The sequence below is a fragment of the Sphingomonas sp. Mn802worker genome, assembly GCF_000382485.1.
Classification (GTDB): Bacteria; Pseudomonadota; Alphaproteobacteria; order Sphingomonadales; family Sphingomonadaceae; genus Sphingomonas.
The window spans coordinates 85,368-103,613 of sequence record NZ_AORY01000015.1 but is presented as its reverse complement, the minus strand read 5'-3'; the positions used below and the strand labels follow the sequence as shown (position 1 = coordinate 103,613).

Genomic DNA, 18,246 nt, shown 5'->3' with positions numbered 1-18,246 from the left:
CATGAGCAACGCACTCGCCCCCTCCACAAATCTCGTGCCCGAGAAGTTCGCCAACCCGCTGCGGCAGATACAGGGCGCGCTGGCGCAGCCCGCAGTCCGTCGCGCCGGGCCGATGGCGCTGATGGTCGGGCTGATCGGTGCGGCCGGGCTCGCCTGGTCGGCACTGTCGACGCCGCCGCAGAAGACGCTGTTCGCGGGGCTGCCCGACAGCGACAAGGCCGCGGTGACGAGCGCGCTGACCGCCGCGAACATCCCGAGCCATATCGACGACGGCGCCGGTACGCTGACCGTCAACGAGGAAGATTATTCCAAGGCGCGGCTGCTGCTGGCCGGACAAGGGCTGCCGAAGGCCGCGCCGGGCGGCTACGCGATCCTCGATCAGCTGCCGATGGGCGTCAGCCGCGCGGTCGAGGGCGAGCGGTTGCGTCAGGCGCGCGAGACCGAACTCGCCCGCTCGATCCAGGAGATCGACGCAGTGGCGGAAGCCCGCGTCCACCTGGCGGTGCCCGAATCGACCGTGTTCGTGCGCGACAATGCCGCGCCGTCGGCGTCGGTCGTCATCAAGTTGCAGGCCGGGCGCTCACTATCGGACGCGCAGGTGTCGTCGATCGTCAACCTTGTCGCCTCGTCGGTGCCGGGGATGAAGCCCGATGCGGTGACGGTGGTCGATCAGCTCGGCGCGTTGCTGAGCAAGTCTGGTGACGGCGCAAACGACAGCGGCGACGCGCGGCTGCGCGTGCAGCGGCAGGTCGAGGACAAGGTGCGCCAGCAGCTGAACGCGCTGCTGACCCCCTTGGTCGGCGCGGGCAATTTCACTGCCGAGGTACAGGCCGACGTCAACATGGACGAGACCAGCGCCACGCGCGAGAGCTACGACAAGAACGGCATCCTGCGCGCCGAGACGGGTAACTGGACCGGTAATCAGGCGAACACGCAGGCGCCGGGCGGCATCCCGGGTGCGCTGAGCAACACGCCCCCGCCCGCCTCGCAGCTGTCGACGCCGCAGCCTGCGACGGGCAATCCCGGCACGCCCGCGGGTGCCCCGGTCGCCGGCGGCCCTGCCCCTGACGCTAACAAGCAGTCCGACTCGTTCCAGCGCGCCTATGATCTCGGCAAGGAAGTCTCGGTCACGCGCGCCGCACCGGGCAGCATCAAGCGATTGAGCGTCGCGGTGCTGCTGCGCGATCCCGACAAGGGTCGCCGCACCGCCATGGAGATCGGGCAGATTGATAGTCTGGTAAAGTCGGCGGTCGGCTTCGACGGCAACCGACAGGATCAGGTGACGGTCATCAGCCGCAAGTTCGCCGGTGCCGACGACGCGGCGAAAAGCGGCCCAGCGTGGTACGACAACAGCTGGCTGCCGGTGCTGGCACGCAATTTGACCGCGATCGTCATCGCGCTGCTCGTCCTGCTGCTAGGCGTGCGCCCGATCGCCAAGGTGCTGATGAAGAAGCGCGAGGATGCGACGCCCGCGCTCGCCGCGCCGCAGACGCTCGATGCGGACGGCAATCCGCTGGCGTCAGTGGACGCCGACGGCAATCCCGCGATCACCGTCGCGCCGCCGGTCAGCCTGGAGCAGATCGCCGCCAGCCGCAGTTACGAGGAGAAGATCGGCGCGGTGCGCGGCTTCACGCGCGACAATCCGGCGCGCGCCGCGCTGGCGGTGCGTGACATGATCATGGCGGACGCGAAATCATGAGCGCGCAACTGCCGATGCGCCATTTCACCGGCGTCGAGCGCGCCGCGGTGCTGATGATGCTGGTCGGCGAGGAAGAGGCCGCCGCGATCCTGCAGAAGCTGGAGCCGGAGGAAGTCCGCCGCCTGGGCAGCGCGATGTTCGCGGTCGCTGATGTGAGCGAGGACGATGTCGAGCTGGTGCTCGACGATTTCGTCGGCCGCGCGCGTGAGCGGAACGGCATCGCGTTCGATCCGCGCCCGCACGTCGCCGCGGTGATGAACCGTGCGCTCGGACCCGAGAAGGCGGAAAGCGTGCTCGCGCGCATCACGCCGGCCGAGGCCGCGTGCGAGATCGAGCTGCTCGACTGGTTGGACGCGCCCGAGATCGCGCAGATGCTGGAAAAGGAGCATCCGCAGATCGCCGCGGTGCTGATCGCCAATCTCGATCCCGCGGTCGGTAGCCAGGTGCTCGAGCTGCTGCCCGACTCGACACAGCCCGACATCCTGCACCGGATCGCGAAGTTGGGGCCGATCACGCCCGAGGCGGTTGAGACGCTGCGCCAGATGATCGCCAACCGTACCGCGACGCGGTCGGGTCGCGGCCCTGCGCAGGGCTTGCAGCTGGGCGGCACGCGCGAGGCGGCGAAGCTGTTGCAGGGCGCGCGCAAGGCGACCGAGCAGCGCGTCATGCCCAAGCTGTTCAAGCTTGACCGCGACACCGCGAAACAGATCGAGGAGGCGATGTTCGTCTTCGACAATCTGCTGGATATGGACGACAAGAATCTGGGCACGCTGATCCGCAACGTCGACGGCGACGTGCTGACGCGCGCGCTGAAGGGCGTCGACGAGATCGCGCGCAACCGCTTCCTCGGCTGCATGTCGGCGCGCGCCGCCGACGGTATCCGCGACGAGATGGAAGCGCGCGGGCCGATGAAGCTGACCGACGTGCTCGACGCGCAAAAGGCGATGATCCAGGTCGCGCGCAACCTCGCCAAGGACGGCACGATCCAGATGGGCGCGGGCGACGACGATTATGTCTGAGCCGGTGTTCAACGCACATAAAGAGACGAGGTCATTGATGCCGGATGCTGGGCCGGATGCTGGCGGTTTCATCGTCGGTTTCCCCGCACGCCGCGACGCCGCCGCGATGGCGCTGGCCGACGCGCACGCGACGCGCGCGTCGGGCTTCACCCCGGCCGAGCTGATCGCGCGGATCGAGGAAGCGTTCGGCGGCGGGCCGAAGCATTTCTCCCCCGCAACGGCGGGTGCGCCCGCGCCGCAGCACTTTTCCCCCGCCGACCGCGACACTGACCCGACCGCGGGCTGGGATCCGATGGACGCGGAAGCAGAACCGACGCCGTTCATCGATCCCGTCGAGACCGCGCGCGAGGCGGGCTATGCCGAGGGTGTCGCCGCGGCGCGCGCTGAGATGGAAGCAACCGCGACACGCGACGGCGCGATGCTGACCGGGCTCGCTGCCGCGCTCGCGCAGGCAAGCGGGTTCGACCGCGACCTGCTCGCTGGGCGGTTGCGCGCCACCGTGATGACGCTCGTGTCGCGCGTGATCGGTGAGGCGGGTGTCTCCGCCGAGCTGCTGGCGCGGCGCGTCGAGGCGGCAACCGACCTGCTGGCGGACGCGAGCGAGTCGGCGATGCTGCGCGTCCACCCCGATGACGTGGCGTTGCTCGACGGGCATTTGCCGACAACCGTGTTCGCGGTCGGCGACGAACAGGTCGCGCGCGGCAGCTTCGTGCTGGAGGCGGCGTCGACGATCGTTGAGGACGGGCCGGAAATGTGGCTCGATCAGTTGACCGCCGCGATCGACCGGGTCGCGCTTCCCACCCACGCCTGATCGGCCGACACGCTCATGCTCAATCGTTTCTCGGGCGATTACCTCGACACGATCGCCAACGCCGATTTTGCGCCGCGCGCGCGCGTGTCGGGGCGGCTGTCGTCCTATGACGGGTTGCTGATGGAGGCGGTCGGCCTGTCGCTGCCGGTCGGCACCGTCTGCCGCGTCGGCGACCATGTCGAGGCGGAGGTGATCGGTTTCCGGAACGGTCGCACGCTGATGATGAACCTGGGCGGCCCCGCTCCGCTGCTGCCGCAGGCACCGGTGCGCCCGAGCGGGCCGGCGGGCGAGGCCGAGGTAGGCGCGGCGATGCTCGGCCGCGTCGTCGATGGTGCGGGAAAGCCGATCGATGGACTTGGGCCCATCCGCGGTGCCGGCAAATGGCCGCTCGCCGGGTACGTGCAGTCGCCGCTCGACCGCGGCCGCGTGCTCGAGCCGCTCGATGTCGGCGTGCGGGCGATCAACGGTCTGCTGACGATCGGCCAGGGGCAGCGTGTCGGCATCATGGCGGGCTCCGGCGTCGGCAAGTCGGTGCTACTCGGCATGATGGTGCGCGCGGCGCAGGCTGACGTGATCGTCATCGGGTTGATCGGCGAGCGCAGCCGCGAGGTCGCCGACTTCCTTGAAACTAAGGTCGCGGGCGAGGCGCGCGCACGCTCGGTCGTGGTCGCGGTGCCGGCCAACCACTCGCCGGTGCTGCGCATCCGCGGCGCGCTGCGCGCGACCGCGATTGCCGAAGCGTTCCGTGCCGAGGGCAAGAACGTGCTGCTGATCATCGATTCGCTCACCCGCGTCGCGCACGCCGGGCGCGAGATCGGGCTGGCGCTCGGCGAGCCGGCATCGGCGCGCGGCTATCCGCCGTCCGCAATCGCGATGCTGCCGAACCTGATCGAGCGCGCCGGATCGGACGTCCACACCGGCGGCGCGATCACCGCTATCTATACCGTGCTGGCGGACGGCGACGATGGCAACGATCCGGTGGTCGATTCGGCGCGATCGATCCTAGACGGGCATATCGTACTGACGCGCGCGCTGGCGGAGGCCGGCGTCTATCCCGCGATCGACATCTCCAAATCGGTCAGCCGCGTGATGACCGACATTGCCGAGCGCCCGCACCTGTCGGCGGCGCGCGCGCTAAGACGGCACCTCGCCACCTATGAGCAGAACCGCGATCTCGTGCTGATGGGCGCGTATCGGTCGGGCAGCGATCCCGCGATCGACGCCGCGATCGCCTATCATCCCGCCGTCATGGAGTTCGTGCGGCAGGACACCGACCAGTCGGTCAACATGGCCGATGCGGTCGCCGAGCTGACCGGCGTGTTCGGCGACGCCTGAGCGTGGCGCTCGACCTCAAACGCCTCGCGCGCGTCCACCGCGTCCGCACGCTGCAGCTGGGGCTGGCGCAGGCCGACGAGGCGCGCGCGCGTGAGCAGGTGGCGAGCGAGCAGGCGCTGGCAGGGCGCATCGCGCAGCTCGCCGCCGCAGTCGCGCCGACCCGGATCGAGGCGGGTGCGATGGCACTGGCGGCGAGCGCACACTACCGCGAGCGGCTGCAACGCTCCGCCGAGGCGGCGACCAACCGCGTCCGCACCGCCGAGCAGGCGGCCGAGCGCACCGTCGCCGCGACGCAATCGGCGAAACGCGACCAGAGCGCGATCGAGAAGCTGATCGAGCGCGGGCAGCAGGCACTGATCGAGGCCGAGTTGCGCGCATTGCAGGACCTGCCGGGTACGCCGCGGAAGAACCGGCACGATCCTTGCTGATCCACTCACCGGTATCCTCTTGCCGGTGAGTTCATACGCCTTCCATGACCGCGATTGCCAGCCTGCTGTCGACCACTGCCGTCACCCTGCCCGGTGCGCCTGCCCCGGCCGGGGTGACGCCGCTTGCGTCGTTCCCGGACCTCGCGGTGGCACCGACGGAGTGCGCGGCTGTTCCTGCTGCAAGCGGACGGCAAGCCATCGCCGGCAGCGGCAAGGCGCTGCCGGTTGCGTCAGGCGAAACGGATGCGCTCGCCTGGCTCGGCAGCACCTTGGGTGGTGTGGACGGACAGGATCAAACGATATCGTCGGTAGCGGCCGCCGTGCAGTCGCCGATCACCGCGGGCAACGCTTCTCAAGCGTCCGCGCCTGTGATGACCGCAACGTCGGTTTCTTTGGGCGCGAAAGGCATCATCTTCAGCCAAGCCGCGCCTTCGTTTGAGAAGGAAATGAGCGCGATCGCGCGTCCGATCGCTGCGTCATCCGGCCACCACGCCATCGCACCGGACGTGACAAGCGCGGATAACGAGATTCTGCCACTTCACGACATCGTCTCCAGCGAGACGCCTTCCGAAGCCGCGGATGACGGCGGCGTCGCCGATCCGGAGCAGCCGGGTGATGCTCAAGGCGTCGAGCTGGCGCAAGCGCCGACCCTTCCGCCCGCCGCGATGACGCCGATCATCCCTGCCTCAACGCAACAAGCGGCGACGCCGCCGATCGAGCAACCAGAAGTGCTACGCCCCTTGCCGCCTCTTCGGCTGGAAGGGCATGCCACCTCCGTGCGTCGCGCTCTGCCAGCTGGAGAAGCCGCGGCCGGAACGCTTTCCACGGCGCTACAGCCGACACCGCGGGCGGCCGCGTTCGTGTCCCTAGAGCGCAACGACATAGCTTCCGAGGGCGGGCAGATGGCTGTCACGCCTTTGTCGAGCGAAGCGGGGGTGAGTTCCGACATCGACGTACCCGCCGCCATCCCCCTTGCCGATCACCTGCCGCCATCAATGGCGGATCGCGCAACATCGGCTGGGGTGACATCAACATCGTTGCAGGCAACAGCCCGTATTCCCGAGCAGACGGCGGGTAACATCGAAAGCGGTGTCGGCGTTCGTGCGTCAGCGTCGATCGCGGCTACGCCTAGCAGCGTTGCCGATGCCTCGGTGCCGACGATCACGCCCAAGCCCTCACGCATCCGACCACTCTATTCGACGGTGAGCCTGGACCCGATGAACCCGGCGCAAGGGCGGACGCTCGTCGCAGGCGCGGAGGCGCGCGTGCCGCTGGTAAGTGGTGTGCCGCTGCCGGTCGCGATGCCGGTTGGAGGCGCCGCCGCGATCGATGCCGCCCTCCAACCACCCAGTTATTCACCCGCATCATTCCGCCCGCTTTCCTCAGCCCAGGGGCAAGCAGTTGCGCGCGAGATCGTCACATCGGCAACGATCACGCCTGATGCGTCCGTCGCGCCCGCAAGCGAAGCCGCGCGCGCGCCGGCGACAGCAGCGTCCGGTTTCGTCACCGCCGCGGCTGCTCCGCCTGCGACGACGGTGGCGAACGACGCCGCAGGGTCACTTGCCTCACCTCTCCCGATCGCCGCGCCGGGCGAACAGCCTGTTCCCCGCACGACCGTTGCACCGGCTGCGATCGTGCGCGATGCGGCACCAGCGCTGCGCGTTGCGATCGATGTGCCCGCTCTACCGATACGCCCCACCAGCGCGCCAGCCGCGCAGGTCTTCGCCGCCGCGATCCACCGTGCGCTCGGCGAGCAAGACGCACGTCAACCAGGCGACCCAGTGTCTGCGCCGCTCGCACCCGCGATCCCCGGCATCACCGCTGCCGGTGCGGTGCAGCAGGGCGCGCTCGACATGCGGCACGAACACTGGCCCGCGGCGATGATCGAGCGGATCGTCACACTTCGCGACATGGCGGCGGAGAACGACACCCGCCTGCGGCTGTCGCCCGACATGCTGGGCACGATCGACGTGTCGCTGAAGCGCGACGGCGATCAGGTGCAGGTGCAGATCACCGCCGAGCAGGCGCAGACGCGGCAGTTGCTGGCCGAGGCGCAACCGCGGCTGGTCGAGCTGGCCGATGCGCGCGGGGTGAAGTTGCAGCTGTCGGGCGGGCACGCCGGCGGTGCGGGTCAGCAGCCCGGCCCCGGGAACAGTGGCGGCGGCGACGCCCCGCGGCAACACGCACCAGCCTCCCCCTTTTCCAACCGTCCACGCAGCAGCGCCGAACGCGCCGCGACGGACGACACCGACCAACGCATTGCCTGAAAAAGGACGTAAGTGATGAGTGACAAGGCAGAAGTCGCGCCCGCGCCCAAGAAGAAGGGTAAGCTGGTGAAAATCCTGGGCCTGGTGCTGGGCGTCGGCGTGCTGGTCGGCGGCGGCGTTGGCGCGGGGCTGTATGCCGCCAGCAGCGGCATGGTCGGCGGTGCGCACGGCGCGGCGAAGGAAGACCCGAACAAGCCGCATCTGGTGCGCAAGTCCGAGCAGAAGCGCGCCGGAGACGGCGGCGGCGAGGGCGGCCATGGCGGCGGCGAGGGTGCGCCCGCCAGCCACGGCGGCCTTGCCACGCCCGAAAGCATGGCCGGCGACAAATACGCCTCCAATTACTACCCGCTCGACAAGGAATTCACCTCCAACCTGCAGGATTCAACCCACTTCGTGCAGGTCGGGGTCGCGGTCTCGACGCCGTACGACGACAAGGTGATCGAGCACATGAAGACCAACGACATCGCGATCCGCTCCGCGATCCTGATGGCGCTGGGCGATACGACCGAGGATCAGGTCTTCACCAGCCAGGGCAAGATGCAGCTCGCGCGCCGGCTGACCGCTGCGATCAACGGCGTGCTTGAACAAAAGGAAGGTTTCGGCGGGATCAGTAACGTCTACTTTACCAATTTCGTTGTTCAGTGAACGGGCATGGTTAACAGGCCCGCAACCCCCGAATCACCCCGCCCCGCCAAGGGCGGTCGTGCCGCGTCCGAGCGGCGCGAGCGTACGCGCGATCATTCGGGAGCGGATGCGGGGCTGCTCGGCCAGAGCAAGCTGCACCCGTTCGGCGACCTCCATACGCTGCAACACCTCTCGGCGCGGCTGGCGCGCAACCTGCGCCCGGTGTTCGAGGGGTATATGCGCACAGAGGCGCGCTGCTGGGCCGAGCCACTGGAGGTCGTTCGCTTCGCCGATTACCGCGCCGAGCGCGGCGACGCGCTGACCGCGTGGCTGCCGATGGGGATGGACGGGCGCGTCATGCTGTGCGCGGTCGACGGCGCGTTCGTCGTCGGGCTGCTCGATATCTTCTTCGGCGGGACGGGCGCCGCACCGATCACCGCGACCGATCTGTCACCCGCTGCCGAGGCGCTGGTGACGCGGCTGGGCGCGGGCATCGCCGACCAGCTGGGACTGACATGGGAACCGGTCGCGCGCGCCGCTTTCTCGGTCGGCATCTGCGAGACCAACGCGGCGCACGTGTCGGGGATCGAGGGCGACGAGGTCGTGGTCGTCACCCGCTTCGGCGTCGCGGGCGAGAACGCCAAGCCGGTGTTCGTCGACCTGCTCTATCCGGTCACGGCGCTGAAACCCTTTACCCAGGTGCTGACCGGCAAGGTCGTCGCCAAGCCCGCCGAGGCCGATGCCGAGTGGCAGATGGGGCTGACCCGCGCCGCGATGACGGTGCGCATGCCCGTTCGCTCGGTGCTGGCCGAGCCGGTGTTGCCGCTGCACCGGTTGATGGACCTGAAACCCGGCGACGTGATCCCGATCGCGTTCAACAACGACGTGCCGATCGTCGTCGGCAAGAACTGCATCGGCAGCGGCACCGTCGGCACCTCCAACGGTCGCGCCGCGATCCGCATCTCGAAACTCGAAGGACCTATCGCATGAACGACATGACCGCCGATTTCGCGGTGGATGCAGCCGTGGCGGCCAACCTGCGGCTGTTGCAGGACGTCGACGTCAAGCTGACGGTGGAGATCGGATCGACCACGCTCGCGCTGCGCGAACTGCTGGCGCTCAGCGAAGGCAGCGTGATCGAGCTCGACCGTCAGGCGGGCGAGCTGCTCGACGTGTTCGTGAACGGCACGCTGATCGGCCGCGGCGAGGTGGTGACGGTGGGCGAGCGCTTCGGCGTCAAGCTGCTCGAGCTCGTTTCGCCCGAGAAGCGCGGCTGAGGCGACGCGCCATGATGTGGACTTACGTGCTCAAGCTGATCGTGCTCTTGCCGCTGGTGTGCGGGCTGATGATCGGTTCGCTGTATCTCTGGCGCAAGTTGGAGACGCGGATGCCGGGTGCGGCCGCGACACGCACGATCGCGGTGCGCGAGACGATGATGATCTCGCCCGGCGTCAAGCTGGCGGTGGTCGAGTTCGAGGGGCGTCGCCTGCTCGTCTCGGTCGCGCGCACCGGCGTGACGTTGGTCGACAAGGGCGGCGTGGTGACGGCGTCCGATGAGCTCGCGCCGCCTGCGCCGACGCCGTCGTTCCGCGACGCGCTTGCCAGCCTGACCAAGGGGTCACGCGCGTGAGCATCACCGTCACCCGCACCGGCCATGGCCCGGCGCTGATCGCACCCGTCGCGCCGCGCGCGCCCGCGACGCACGGCTGGGTCCGCCTTGTGCTGGCGCTCGCCGCCATCGTCATCATGCTGTGCATCGCGGTTCCCGCCTTCGCGCAGGTTGCACCTCCCCCGGGTGCGCCCGCCGCGCCGGCGCCGGGTGTCGGCGATGCGATCGATCGCGCGCTGGGACAGCTGTCACGCGGCGATGCGAACGCGACGCCCGGCGGCGGATCGCTGTCGCTCTCGCTGCAGGTCCTCATCATCATGGGGCTGCTCACGGTGCTGCCCGGCATCGTGCTGATGATGACCAGCTTCACGCGGATCATCATTGTGTTGTCGATCCTCAGGCAGGCGATGGGATTGCAGCAGACCCCGCCCAACCAGGTGCTGATCGGGCTGTCGCTGTTCCTCAGCTTCTTCGTGATGGCGCCGGTGGTGAACCAGATCAACACGACCGCGATCCAGCCCTATGCCGCGGGCCGGTTGAACGGCACGCAGCTGATCTCGACCGCGGGTGCGCCGCTGCACGATTTCATGGCCAAGCAGACGCGGGTCAAGGACGTGACGATGTTTGCCGAGATGGCGAAGTCGGGTCCCTACGCTTCCCCACGCGACATTCCCTATTCGGTGCTGCTCCCTGCGTTCGTCACCAGCGAGTTGAAGACCGCGTTTCAGATCGGTTTCCTCGTCTTCCTGCCCTTCATCGTCATCGATCTGGTGGTGGCGACCGTCCTGATGGCGCTCGGCATGATGATGCTGTCGCCCACGATCATCTCGCTGCCGTTCAAGCTGCTGTTGTTCGTGCTGGTCGATGGCTGGGCGCTGACGATGGGCAGCCTTGCCAATTCGTTCGCGACCTGACGCGCGCACCCGCCTTTTTACGACTTCTCTCGCGGAACACACCCGATGCAGCCCCTCGCCGACGCCGATTACTTCCTGACCGTCGCCAACCAGACGATGTGGGTGCTCGCCCTCGCCGCCGCGCCGATCCTGATCCCGGCGCTGTTGTCGGGCCTGATCCTAGGCATGGTGCAGGCCGCGACCTCGATCCAGGAACAGACGCTGTCGTTCGTGCCCAAGCTGATCGTGGTGGCGGTGTCGATCATGATCTTCGGCGCGATGATCCTGGGATTGCTGAGCGATTTCACGACCGAGATCTTCGCGCGTATTCCGGATTTAGTAAGGTGAGGCGCAGTGCCAGCGCGGCCACGCCCACGCGTCCGGCACAAGCCCGGCCGGCGGGGCGGAAGCCCCGTTCGACGACGCGGCTTCGCCGCGGCGTGGTTGATCACACGGACGTAGCCACGCCGCGGCAAAGCCGCGTCGTCGGACAAGCGCTTTGCGCCTGCCGGCCGCGCTTGGTTGCGTGGCGCGCGGCGCGCGCGCTCTCGCGAGCGGCGCGGTGTTAGGCTTCGGCCTCGCCATCGAGCCGCAGCTGTGGGCGCTGCTGTTCGTGATGGTGCGCGTCGGCGCGGCGCTGATCGCCGCCCCCGTCTTCGGCAACGTCTCCGTCCCCCTGCCCGTCCGCGTCGCGTTGTCAGGCGCGATCGCGGTACTCGTGCTCGGCACCAACGCGATCCAGCCGCCGGCGGAGATCTTCACCCTCACCACGATCCTGTCGGTCGTGGCGGAGGCTTTGGTCGGCCTGGCACTCGGCTTCGTGCTCCAGATCGCGTTCGCCGCACCGCTGATCGCGGGTGAGATCATCGGCGGCGCGATGGGAATCGGGTTCGCCAACATGATCGATCCCAATTCCGGCCGCTCGTCGCCGGCGATCGGTCAGTTCCTGTCGATCATGCTGACCCTGCTGTTCCTGTCGCTCGACGGGCACCTCGTGCTCGTCGACATGATCGTGCGCAGCTACCGTGCGCTGCCGCCGGGTGCCGCTTGGCTGGCGGCGGGGCAGATGCGCGATATCGCGCTGTTCGGGGGCTATGCCTTTCTCGCAGGACTGCTGCTGGCGCTGCCGGTAGGGTTCCTGCTCCTGTGCCTCAACCTCGTCATGGGGATGCTGTCGCGCTCCGCCCCCGCGCTCAACCTGTTCGCAATCGGCCTGCCCGCGAGCCTGGCGGTCGGCGTCGTCTCGATCGCGATCGCCTTCCCCGCAATGGGCGATTACCTGCAAGTCATCGTGCGTGAAGCGCTCGCCGCCGCGCAGAGCCTGGTGCTCGCCTGATGTCGGAAGGCGGCGACAAGACAGAAGCCCCAACCGCCAAGCGCCGCAAGGACGCGCGCGAGAAGGGCGACGTCCTCAAGTCGAAGGACCTCGCCACTGCGCTCGTCGTGCTGGCGGGCGTCGCCTGGATGATCTTCTTCGGCCCGCAACTGATCGCGGCGTGCAAGGCGGTGATGACCGCGAGCTTCACCTTCGATCGCGGCGATGTGGAGGATTTCCAGCCGTGGCGCCCATTGGTGCAGGCGGGGTGGCGGCTCGCCCCTGCGCTCGGCACCTTGTTCGCGATCACGATCGCCGCGGCGGTCGTCAGCCAGGCCGCGCTCGGCAGCCTGACGTTCAACGCGTCGGTGCTGGCACCTAAGGGCGGGCGGCTCAATCCGGCGTCGGGGCTGAAGCGCATCTTCGGGATGAACGGCTGGACCGAGCTGGGCAAGTCGCTGCTCAAGGTGATCCTGCTGGGCGCGATCGGCGCGTACATGCTGTGGGGGGTGTCGAAATCGAGCTTCGGGCTCGCTTATTCCAACATCAACCAGGCGATCTCCTCCCTCGGCGGCACGCTGACCGGCGTGTTGCTGGTAATGGCGATGGGGTTGGTCGGGATCGCGATGCTCGATGTGCCGCTCCAGATCATCCAGCTGCTCGGCAAGCTCCGCATGACCAAGCAGGAGGTCAAGGACGAGCACAAGGAGAGCGAGGGCAACGCCGAGATGAAAGGGCATCAGCGCGCGCAGGCGCGGGCGATGCTGTCGGGCGGGGTGCGCAAGGCGGTCGGCGAGGCGCATGTCGTGCTGACCAACCCGACGCATTTCGCGGTTGCGCTGCGCTACGATCGCGGGCGCGACCAGGTGCCGGTGGTGGTCGCCAAGGGGCGCGGCGCGACCGCGCTCGCGATCCGCGAACTGGCGGGTGAGCGGGGATTGCAGGTGCTCGAATATCCAGCACTCGCTCGCGCGGTCTATTACACCAGCCGCGAGGGGCAGGAGGTGCGCGACGATTTGTACCTCGCGATCGCGACCGTGCTGGCGTTCGTCTTCGGCGTCAACGCGGCGGCCGGCGGCACGCAGCCGGCGGTCGACGTGCCGCCGGGCGCACGCTTCGACGAAAACGGCATCCAGCAGGGGTAAAGATGCGTCGCCCGCGGTCGTTTAACGGAACACAGCCATGACCACGACCAGCGCCACCGCCACGTCGACCGCGACGCCCACGCCCACCCCGGCCAAGACGACCGCGAGCGTCACCACCTCGGCGACCAACTCGCTGCTGACCGCACTCGGCACCGGCTCGGGCGTCGATACGACCAGCCTCGTCACCTCGCTGGTCGAGGCGCAATTCGCAGCGAAGAACAGCCAGCTGTCGACCAGGCTCGACACGATCACGTCGCAGATCTCGGCGGTGTCGACGCTGAAGAGCAACATCACCGATTTCACCAAGGCATTGGAGTCGTTGGTGAAGAGCGGCTCACTCGCGTCGCAGCCGGTGGTGTCGAACGCGAGCGTGCTGTCGGCGACCGCGCTGACGGGGGCGAAGCTGTCAGGGCTTAATTCGACGATCAAGGTGAACCAGCTCGCCACCGCGCAGACCGCGGTCAGCGCGAAGGTGCAGACGCCGGGCGCGAAGACCTTCAGCACCGGCACGCTGACGCTGACGACCGGCACTGCGACTTATCGTGAAAACCCCGACGTCGATGGCAAGCCCGTCCCCGACACGATGACCGCACTATCAGGCGGCAAGTCGCTCAGCATCTCGATCGACAACACCAACAACACGTTGTCGGGCATCGCCGCCGCGATCAACGCGCAGAACAGCGGCATCACTGCCTCGATCGTGACCGATGCCGATGGCGGCGCCTACCTATCGCTCAAGGGCCCGACCGGCGCGGCGCAGGCGTTTTCGATGACGGCCGCCGATCCAGAAAGCGACCTTGCCACGCTGGATGTCGGCGTCGGCGCCAGCGACAAGTCGCAGATGAGCATCTCGGCCAAGTCGCAGAACGCGCAGCTGACGATGGACGGCGTGCCGGTCGAGCGCGCCTCGAACGAGATCAGCGATCTGATCGCGGGCGCGAAGCTCAACCTCTCGTCGGTCGGCACGACGACGCTGACCGCCAGCCGTCCGACCACTGCGATCACCAACGCGGTCAGCGATTTCGTCGACACCTACAACGGGATCGTGCAGACGATAAAGGATCAGACCGATCCGATCACCGGCGTGCTGCGCGCCGACCCGGCGGCGAAGAACCTGCTGCGCGCGCTGCAAGGGCTGACCAGCAAGGTGTTGAACGATTCAGCCGCGCCCGGCACGCCCAACACGCTGGCCGCGATCGGCGTGCGCACGACGCGGCAGGGCCTGCTCGAGATCGACGACGCGACGCTGACGTCGGTGATGACCAACAACGCCAACGCGGTGGAGGCGATCTTCTCCTACGGCGGATCGAGCGGGCTGTACGCCGCGATGCAGTCGCTGCAATTCAACGCAACCAGCTCGATCTATGGCCTTGGCGCGTCGAACAGCAATTACCTGAAATCGCGCGCGACCGTGACCGATGCGCAGGACAAGCTGACCGACCAGGCCGCATCGATGACGACGCGGCTGACGCAGCAATTCTCGAGCATGAACGCCAAGGTATCGGCGTACAAATCGACGCAATCGTTCATGCAGCAGCAGATCGATCAATGGTCGAAGTCGAAGGACTGACATGGCCTACGCGTCCGCCATGCTGCGCGATCCGGCGCGCACGTACCGCGAGATCGACCTCGCCGGCCGCACCGCGGTGGCGGACGGCCCCGCGCTGGTGCAACTCCTATACGAAGAACTGATCGCGGCGCTGCGCACCGCCGCCTGGGCCGCGGAAAATGCGCGCTACGCGGTCAAGAGCGAGCGCGTGACGCGCGCAACCGCGATCCTGTTCGCGCTGGAAAACAACCTCGATTTCGAGCGCGGTGGCGAAATATCGGCCACGCTCGCCCGGCTCTACGCCGGCGCGCGCCGTCAGGTTGTGGAAGCGAGCATCGGCCATTCCGGCGCGCCGTTCCGCCACGTCGCCGATGAACTGGACGAGATCGCGCAGGCATGGAAACAGGCGCGCGCGGCGTGATGCACGGCACGCACGGAGCTGACGGGCAGTGCCGTCCGCGCACGGTCGGCCCGCTTTTCCTTCCTGTTCACACGCGACGGATTGCGCTTCCCCGTCGCACGTGCACTTATCGCCACATGAGAACACATCTTGCGCTGTTGGCCTTGCCCGTCCTCATGCTCACTGCTGCGACCGCCGATCCGACGGCCGGGCGCGTCGCCGGCAAGCCGGTCGATTGCATATCGGAGATCGATACCCGCGCGCAGGCGGAGATCATCGATGCACGCACCATCGCTTATTCACGCACGGCCAAGCGGATGTGGATCACGCACCCCGAAGGCACCTGCAACGGACTGGCGCCGGCGCGTACGCTGATCGTGGAGCGTCGCGGCGCGCGGCTGTGCCGCGGCGATCGCTTCCGCACCATACGCGCACCTGCAACGGTGCCCTCGCCGCAATGCTTCTTTGGCCGATTCACGCCGTACGACAAAGTCGCGGCGCGCTAGGCTTCGGTCAAGGCTGCCGCGCCGGACGTGAGCGTGAAGCGGCGCGGCTGGGTCAGCTTGCTTGGCTTTGCGATCGGACAACTACAGCCAGCACCCGCTCCGGCCACCGCGAACGTGTTCGCGGCCGACGGCGTCGACCCGCGGCGCTATTTCGATCGCACCGATCCATGGTGGCGGCTGCTTCTGCCGGTCGCCGCAGTGTCGTCGGACTTTGCGCTGCGCTCCCGCGGCGCGATCGGCAACGTCGGGCCTGGCGTGGGAACCGCATTCATGGTGTCGCCCTGTTTTGCGATGACGAGCTATCATGTGCTGTTCGGCCAGACGCGCACAACGCTCGATCCGATCGCGTCCTATCCGGTCACCTTGCGCTTCACAGCGGGCAGTGACGACGGCGTCACACTGTCGGCGAAGGGACGGGTGCGATATTGGAGTGGTGGCGAAGGATCGTCGAACGACGTTGCGCTCATCCTGGTCGATGGCTGCCCGGGTGAACGGCTCGGCTGGTATGATCTTGCGACCATAACCGCAGGCGATGCCGTTACGATGCCGAGCGTCTCGCACGATCGCGACCTGCGCCGGTTGAGCATCCAGCACGATTGCACCGTTCGCGCGCAAGTGATCGCGCGGGGATGGTTGCTCCACGATTGCGCCTCGCGCGAGGGTGCATCGGGAGCGCCGTTGATCGTGTTGAGCGACAACGTGCCGTTAGTCGTGGGCATGAACGCCGGCGAGTTCACCGCGCAGCGGAAGGTACGCCGGCACTGGGATCTGGTGCATTCGAATTGGGCGGTCGCCTCCGCTCAGCTTCGGCAGGTGTCTCAGCTCCGCGCCGTGATCGCGCGCGATCGTGCGCGTGCGTCGCGCCCGAACCCGCTCGCCGCGCTCGACTGAGCCTCTTACTCCGCCCCTGCCCCGCGGCCGATCCAGCGGTGTCGGACGAAGAACAAGGTCGTCCCGATTGCGATCAACGCGCACAATCCGACGATCGCGTCGAACGCCCACGGCTCGTGCGCGAACCACAGGCCGTCGACGTTCATGCCGTACAATCCGGTCAAAAAGGTGAGCGGCAGGAACACCATTGCCGCGATCGCGATCACCAGGCTGCGCGAATCGAGCTGTTCGGCGCGCAGGTCGGTCAGCGCCTCGTGCACCACGCTGGCGCGCTCGCGGATCGCCTCGACCTCCTCCGCCATCCGCGCGGCGCGGTCGGCGGCGGCGGACAGATGCGCGCGATCGTCCTCACCCAGCCAGTCGCCCGGCAACGTGGCGAGCCGTTCCAGCGCGATCCGCTGCGGGTTCAGGAAGCGGCGATAGTTGATCGCTTCCGACCGCACGCGCGTGACGCCGCGGCGCAGCTCGAAGATGCGCTTCACATCGAGCTTCTGCTCGCAATCGTCGAGCCAGTCGCCCAGGTCGGCGACGACCGGATCGAGGTCCTCGGTGATCTCGGTCGCGAACGCGGTCAACAGGTCGCCGGGGTCGCGGATCGCACCCGACTTCACCTCCTCGATCACCGCGTCGAGCGCGACGAGCTGCTTGCGCGTGACCGACACGACGCGGCCCTTTGCGGCCCAGATGCGGATCGAGGCGAGCATGTCGGAGGATTCGAGTTCCTCGTCGGTGCGGCCGCGCAGGTTGAGGAAGGCGCTGTCCCCCATCTTCTCGCAACGCGGGCGCGTCTCGTTCGCGGTCAGCGCGTCGACGGTGAACGGTTCGAGCCTGGCCTTGTCGCGCAGCCATGCCTGTGCATGTTCGGCGGTGGTGGCGAGGTGGACCCAGACGAACGGCGCGCCGCAACCGAGCGCCTGATCGACCGCCACCGGCTCGGCATCGCCGTCGTTGATGCGATACGCAAAGCCGGTCATGCCGGCACTCCAGCGAGCGACACGTCGACCGTCAGGCCCTCGCGACTTTCGTGTACCGCAACCTCGGTCTGTTCGCGCACCGCATCGGCGCGGGCGCGGTCGAGTACGGCGCTCGGCACCTCGGCACGGTGGGTGACGCGGTCCGCCTGCGCCAGCCAGCGTGCCTCGCGCAGGGTTAGATCGTCGGGATCGGGCGAGCGCAGCCGGATACGCTCGACGCGCGGCACGGCACCTGCGGCGATCCGATCGGCGACATCGCCATCGTCGTGATCGCGCATCGGGTCGAGTACGCCGTCTGGTGCCAGTGCCGCCCCGATCGCACGCCGCCGTGCCGCCGTATCCGGAAAGCGCGCGCGCAGGGCTCCGCGCGCGGCGTGTAGCGCCTCTGCCAATCGCCCCAGCCGTGCGGGCAGGATCGCCTCCAACCGCTGGCGCACCGCGGCGGCGAGCCCGGCGGACACGCCGCCGGTACCGACCGCGACGAGCACCGGCGCGCGGTCGACGATCGCGGGCAGCGTGAAGTCGCACAGCGCCGGGCGATCGACGACGTTGACGAGCAAGCCGCGCTGCTTGAGCCGGTCGGCCGCCGACTCGTCATCGACCACCACCGCCAGCCGCGCGTCGCTCGCCTGTTCCTCACCCACGATCACCGCGCCGGCACGTTCGAGCAGCCGGCGTTTCGCGTCGGCCGCCTCGCCCTCACCGACCAGCACGACCGCACGGCCGGACAGCCGCACGAAGATCGGCAGCGCGGGCCAGTCGCTCACCCGAACGCTCCCGC

General features: G+C 68.3%; 20 protein-coding genes. 18 read left to right on the top strand and 2 right to left on the bottom strand.

The features are described from left to right. Nucleotide 1: 1 nt before the first annotated feature. The 18 genes from fliF (at nucleotide 2) to SMN802W_RS0113830 (ending at nucleotide 16,491) form a co-directional block, all read left to right on the top strand. A complete protein-coding gene (fliF, locus tag SMN802W_RS0113915) occupies nucleotides 2-1,699 on the top strand; it encodes a flagellar basal-body MS-ring/collar protein FliF (protein ID WP_019517529.1) in 1,698 nt (565 codons plus the stop codon). Further along, entirely contained in the window at nucleotides 1,696-2,718 is a 1,023-nt protein-coding gene (fliG, locus tag SMN802W_RS0113910; RefSeq protein WP_019517528.1) for a flagellar motor switch protein FliG, read from the top strand. The genes fliF and fliG overlap by 4 nt, the downstream gene beginning before the upstream one ends. A 37-nt stretch (nucleotides 2,719-2,755) precedes the next feature. Next, a complete protein-coding gene (locus SMN802W_RS0113905) occupies nucleotides 2,756-3,529 on the top strand; it encodes a FliH/SctL family protein (protein WP_019517527.1) in 774 nt (257 codons plus the stop codon). Nucleotides 3,530-3,544: 15 nt separating this feature from the next. Then, the gene (locus tag SMN802W_RS0113900; protein ID WP_019517526.1) at nucleotides 3,545-4,864 is read left to right on the top strand and encodes a FliI/YscN family ATPase; all 1,320 of its coding nucleotides are present in this window, start codon (nucleotides 3,545-3,547) and stop codon (nucleotides 4,862-4,864) included. A 2-nt stretch (nucleotides 4,865-4,866) separates the two neighbouring features. Further along, nucleotides 4,867-5,292: a hypothetical protein gene (locus SMN802W_RS0113895; protein WP_019517525.1), complete on the top strand. Its 426-nt coding sequence runs from the start codon at nucleotides 4,867-4,869 to the stop codon at nucleotides 5,290-5,292. A 44-nt stretch (nucleotides 5,293-5,336) separates the two neighbouring features. Further along, complete coding sequence (locus SMN802W_RS0113890) at nucleotides 5,337-7,559, top strand: flagellar hook-length control protein FliK (protein ID WP_020424626.1); 2,223 nt, start codon at nucleotides 5,337-5,339, stop codon at nucleotides 7,557-7,559. A 15-nt stretch (nucleotides 7,560-7,574) separates the two neighbouring features. Then, nucleotides 7,575-8,204: a flagellar basal body-associated FliL family protein gene (locus SMN802W_RS0113885; RefSeq protein ID WP_019517524.1), complete on the top strand. Its 630-nt coding sequence runs from the start codon at nucleotides 7,575-7,577 to the stop codon at nucleotides 8,202-8,204. Between the two features lie 6 nt (nucleotides 8,205-8,210). Next, complete coding sequence (locus tag SMN802W_RS0113880; RefSeq protein ID WP_019517523.1) at nucleotides 8,211-9,173, top strand: flagellar motor switch protein FliM; 963 nt, start codon at nucleotides 8,211-8,213, stop codon at nucleotides 9,171-9,173. Continuing rightward, on the top strand, nucleotides 9,170-9,460 hold the full coding sequence (gene fliN / locus SMN802W_RS0113875) for a flagellar motor switch protein FliN (protein WP_019517522.1): 291 nt from the start codon (nucleotides 9,170-9,172) through the stop codon (nucleotides 9,458-9,460). The genes SMN802W_RS0113880 and fliN overlap by 4 nt, the downstream gene beginning before the upstream one ends. Nucleotides 9,461-9,471: 11 nt before the next feature. Further along, nucleotides 9,472-9,813, top strand: coding sequence for a FliO/MopB family protein (locus tag SMN802W_RS17230; protein ID WP_019517521.1), 342 nt, complete (start codon nucleotides 9,472-9,474; stop codon nucleotides 9,811-9,813). Next, nucleotides 9,810-10,706 (top strand): flagellar type III secretion system pore protein FliP, encoded by an 897-nt coding sequence (gene fliP, locus SMN802W_RS0113865; RefSeq protein ID WP_019517520.1) that lies wholly within the window; start codon nucleotides 9,810-9,812, stop codon nucleotides 10,704-10,706. Before SMN802W_RS17230 ends, fliP begins: the two co-directional genes overlap by 4 nt. 45 nt (nucleotides 10,707-10,751) lie before the next feature. After that, nucleotides 10,752-11,033, top strand: coding sequence for a flagellar biosynthesis protein FliQ (fliQ, locus tag SMN802W_RS0113860; RefSeq protein ID WP_019517519.1), 282 nt, complete (start codon nucleotides 10,752-10,754; stop codon nucleotides 11,031-11,033). Nucleotides 11,034-11,247: 214 nt separating this feature from the next. Beyond that, complete coding sequence (fliR, locus tag SMN802W_RS0113855) at nucleotides 11,248-12,021, top strand: flagellar biosynthetic protein FliR (RefSeq protein ID WP_026326139.1); 774 nt, start codon at nucleotides 11,248-11,250, stop codon at nucleotides 12,019-12,021. Further along, nucleotides 12,021-13,145 (top strand): EscU/YscU/HrcU family type III secretion system export apparatus switch protein, encoded by a 1,125-nt coding sequence (locus SMN802W_RS0113850; protein ID WP_019517517.1) that lies wholly within the window; start codon nucleotides 12,021-12,023, stop codon nucleotides 13,143-13,145. The genes fliR and SMN802W_RS0113850 overlap by 1 nt, the downstream gene beginning before the upstream one ends. 37 nt (nucleotides 13,146-13,182) lie before the next feature. Continuing rightward, entirely contained in the window at nucleotides 13,183-14,715 is a 1,533-nt protein-coding gene (gene fliD / locus SMN802W_RS0113845; protein WP_026326138.1) for a flagellar filament capping protein FliD, read from the top strand. A 1-nt stretch (nucleotide 14,716) separates the two neighbouring features. Further along, nucleotides 14,717-15,115, top strand: a complete 399-nt coding sequence (locus tag SMN802W_RS0113840) for a flagellar export chaperone FliS (protein WP_019517514.1) — start codon at nucleotides 14,717-14,719, stop codon at nucleotides 15,113-15,115. Nucleotides 15,116-15,270: 155 nt separating this feature from the next. Further along, the gene (locus tag SMN802W_RS19010; protein ID WP_019517513.1) at nucleotides 15,271-15,600 is read left to right on the top strand and encodes a hypothetical protein; all 330 of its coding nucleotides are present in this window, start codon (nucleotides 15,271-15,273) and stop codon (nucleotides 15,598-15,600) included. 27 nt (nucleotides 15,601-15,627) lie between these two features. After that, nucleotides 15,628-16,491 (top strand): trypsin-like serine peptidase, encoded by an 864-nt coding sequence (locus SMN802W_RS0113830; protein WP_019517512.1) that lies wholly within the window; start codon nucleotides 15,628-15,630, stop codon nucleotides 16,489-16,491. Nucleotides 16,492-16,496: 5 nt separating this feature from the next. Here SMN802W_RS0113830 and SMN802W_RS0113825 read toward each other — a convergent pair whose 3' ends face one another. Next, nucleotides 16,497-17,465: a CorA family divalent cation transporter gene (locus tag SMN802W_RS0113825; protein ID WP_019517511.1), complete on the bottom strand. Its 969-nt coding sequence runs from the start codon at nucleotides 17,463-17,465 to the stop codon at nucleotides 16,497-16,499. After that, a complete protein-coding gene (locus SMN802W_RS0113820; RefSeq protein WP_019517510.1) occupies nucleotides 17,462-18,232 on the bottom strand; it encodes a precorrin-2 dehydrogenase/sirohydrochlorin ferrochelatase family protein in 771 nt (256 codons plus the stop codon). Before SMN802W_RS0113820 ends, SMN802W_RS0113825 begins: the two co-directional genes overlap by 4 nt. Between the last annotated feature and the right edge of the window lie 14 nt (nucleotides 18,233-18,246).